Source organism: Acidithiobacillus ferriphilus (assembly GCF_018854775.1).
Classification (GTDB): Bacteria; Pseudomonadota; Gammaproteobacteria; order Acidithiobacillales; family Acidithiobacillaceae; genus Acidithiobacillus; species Acidithiobacillus ferriphilus.
On record NZ_JAAZTY010000259.1, the window covers coordinates 1 to 2,608 of the forward strand.

The following is a 2,608-nucleotide window of genomic DNA, read 5'->3' on the forward strand; positions in this document are numbered from 1 at the left end:
CCCCCGCCGCAGCACTGCGGATACAAACCCGCTGGCGCCAGACGGCCAAGGCCTGGCAACTGGACCAGGGAAGCATCCGCTGGCCCGGCCTCGGACGGGGCGGTTTTGCGTTGTACCGGCCGACTCGGGGCGGGGTGCTGCGCTGGCAGATCCGGAATATGGATGTAGCCATGGCGCCCCTGTATGCGAATTGGATTAAACCGCTGGCTCCTCCCGGCGGTCTCGCGGCCCAGTTGCAGGCCTCGGGGCACGTGCGTTTTTCCGTGGCGGGAGAGGGTGGTCTGAGTGCGCTGAAATGGGATCTGCGCAACGCGGCTCTTTCCAGTTCCAGAGGACATCTTGCGGTGACGGGCGTGAATAGCCGGGGTACCTGGAGTCGTACCGGCAAGACCTCTGATGCGGTGCTTCGCTGGCAGTCCGCGGAACTCTATCATATTCCTGCGGGTCCGCTGCATGTAGAGCTGGTCCTCAATCCCCAGGGCTTTCAGTTGCAACAGCCCTTCACCCTGGCCCTGTTGGGGGGCGATCTGCATTTTCGGCATCTGGCGGCACGTTGGGCAGGGCCCCGGTCGGGGTTTAGCATGAGCGGCGACTTGCGGGGGGTCAGCATGGCCCAATTGACCAAGATCATGCATTGGCCGCCGTTTACCGGGACGGTATCGGCCACCATCCCGGAACTGCGGTATCACGCGGGAGATATCACCACCAGCGGCGCGCTTTCCGCTCAGGTGTTCGGAGGCGAGGTGCGGGTGGGCGATCTGCGTATTGAGAATTTCCTCGGTGTTTTGCCCCTGCTGCGGACCAACGTCGGGATTTCCGGGTTGCGACTGAAGCCCTTGACTGACGCTTTCCACTTTGGCTACATCAGCGGGGTGCTCAGCGGTGACGTAAAAAATCTCACCCTGCTGGACTGGTCGCCGAAGGCTTTTCAGGCGCAGTTTCATACGGTTCCCGTTCATGGCGTGTCTCAGAAAATCAGCTATGCGGCGGTCCAGAGCCTTACCAGGCTGGGCGGCGGTAACGGCATCAGCGGATTTTTTCAGGGCATGTTTCTACGGATGTTCAAGACCTTTGCATACGCGCATCTGGGGATGGGTGTGCATCTCAAGGACGGTGTCGCCGAATTGTCCGGAGTGGGGACAGAGGATTCGGGTTTTGTGATCCTTCAGGGGCAAGGGCTGCCCAGGGTGGATATAGTGGGGTACAATCGCCGGGTGGACTGGGACGAATTGCTGGCGCGTCTGAAAACCGCCATGCATAGTGGTGCCCAAGTCGGTACAGGAGAGTGAGCAAATGACAAAGCAGGGTTGGCTGAAAACGCAGGGCTGGCGCAGTGTGCTGGCCCTGGGATTGCTTATGGCGCTGTCCGCTTGCGTGACCGTCAATATTTACTTTCCGGCTGCGGCGGCCCAGAAACTGGCGGATCAGGTGGTCGGTGAGGTGTATAAGGCCGCTGCCAAGGGTGCCTTGCAGGCCCCGGTTGCTCCGGCAGTATCGGCACCGGCGCCGACAGCGCCGGCCCGGTCCGCTGCCCCGGCTACGAATTCCCTGAGCATGGCATCTCCCTACCATGCGGCCAGCTACCTGCTGGCCATGGGCTTCTCGGCCATCAGCGGCACGGCGGAGGCCGCCGCGAACCTCAATGCCTCCAGTCCCGGGGTGCAATCGGCACGGGCGCAGGTGGAGGCACTGGCGACGCAAATGCATCCTTACTTTGTCAGCGGCGCGGTGGGTTACACGGCCAATGGTCAGGTGACGATCCATGATGCGGCAGCCGTGTCGCTGCCGCAGCGGGCTCCGCTCAATGGGCTGGTAAGCAGCTATAATCAGGCGCTCAGTAATCTCTATCAGCAGATCGCTGATGCCAATGGTCATCCCGAGTGGGCGGGGCAAATTCAGCAGACCTTTGCCCAAGCCTGGATCAGCAAGGCACCCGCAGGATACTGGTACCAGTCGCCCAGTGGTCAGTGGCAGAAGAAATAGTCATCATTTTGCAGAATATTCTGGTTTTTGACATCGAGACAGTGCCCGACGTTGCCGGTGGGCGGCGGGTGCATGGCATTGAGTTGGGGGATGACGCGGGCGTGGCGGAATTGCTGCAGCACCAGCGTCGCATCGAAACCCAGGGCGCGACGGAGTTTCTGCGCCCTTATTTGCATCGGGTCGTTGCCATCTCTGCCCTCTGGTGGCAGGGCGGGCAGGTCAAGCTCAATAGCTTCGGCAAGGCGGACGATGACGAAGCCACTCTCGTCGCTGCCTTCTTTCAGTTCATCCAGCGCCATGCCCCGCAACTGGTTTCCTGGAATGGCGCGGCCTTTGACCTCCCGGTACTGCATTACCGCGCCCTGCTCCACGGCATCCCTGCGGTCCGCTACTGGGAGCAGGGACAGACCGATCAGGGTTATCGCTGGAATAATTACACCAGCCGTTACCACGAGCGCCATCTCGACCTCATGGATATCCTCTCTGCTTATCAGATGCGCAATGTCGCCCGTCTTCAGGACGTGGCGTTGTTGTTGGGGCTGCCCGGCAAGCTGGGGATGAGCGGCGCGGAGGTCTGGACCCGTTATCAGGCCGGGGAACTGGCGGGCATCCGCCACTACTGCGA

General features: G+C 61.5%; 2 protein-coding genes and 1 pseudogene. All 3 read left to right on the forward strand.

What is annotated here, in order from left to right; genetic code table 11:
- Window positions 1-1,289 (forward strand): annotated as a pseudogene (locus HF921_RS13040) (hypothetical protein); the annotation flags it as partial.
- Between the two features lie 4 nt (window positions 1,290-1,293).
- Complete coding sequence (locus HF921_RS13045; protein ID WP_081258204.1) at window positions 1,294-1,983, forward strand: DUF1318 domain-containing protein; 690 nt, start codon at window positions 1,294-1,296, stop codon at window positions 1,981-1,983.
- Window positions 1,968-2,608, forward strand: a 641-nt coding sequence (locus HF921_RS13050; RefSeq protein ID WP_215893986.1) for a 3'-5' exonuclease, incomplete at its 3' end; no start/stop codon positions are given. The genes HF921_RS13045 and HF921_RS13050, both read left to right, overlap by 16 nt.

Coding starts and splice junctions, on each gene's coding strand:
- HF921_RS13045 (WP_081258204.1), top strand. CDS start 1,294: ATGACAAAGCAGGGTTGGCTGAAAACGCAGGGCTGGCGCAGTGTGCTG.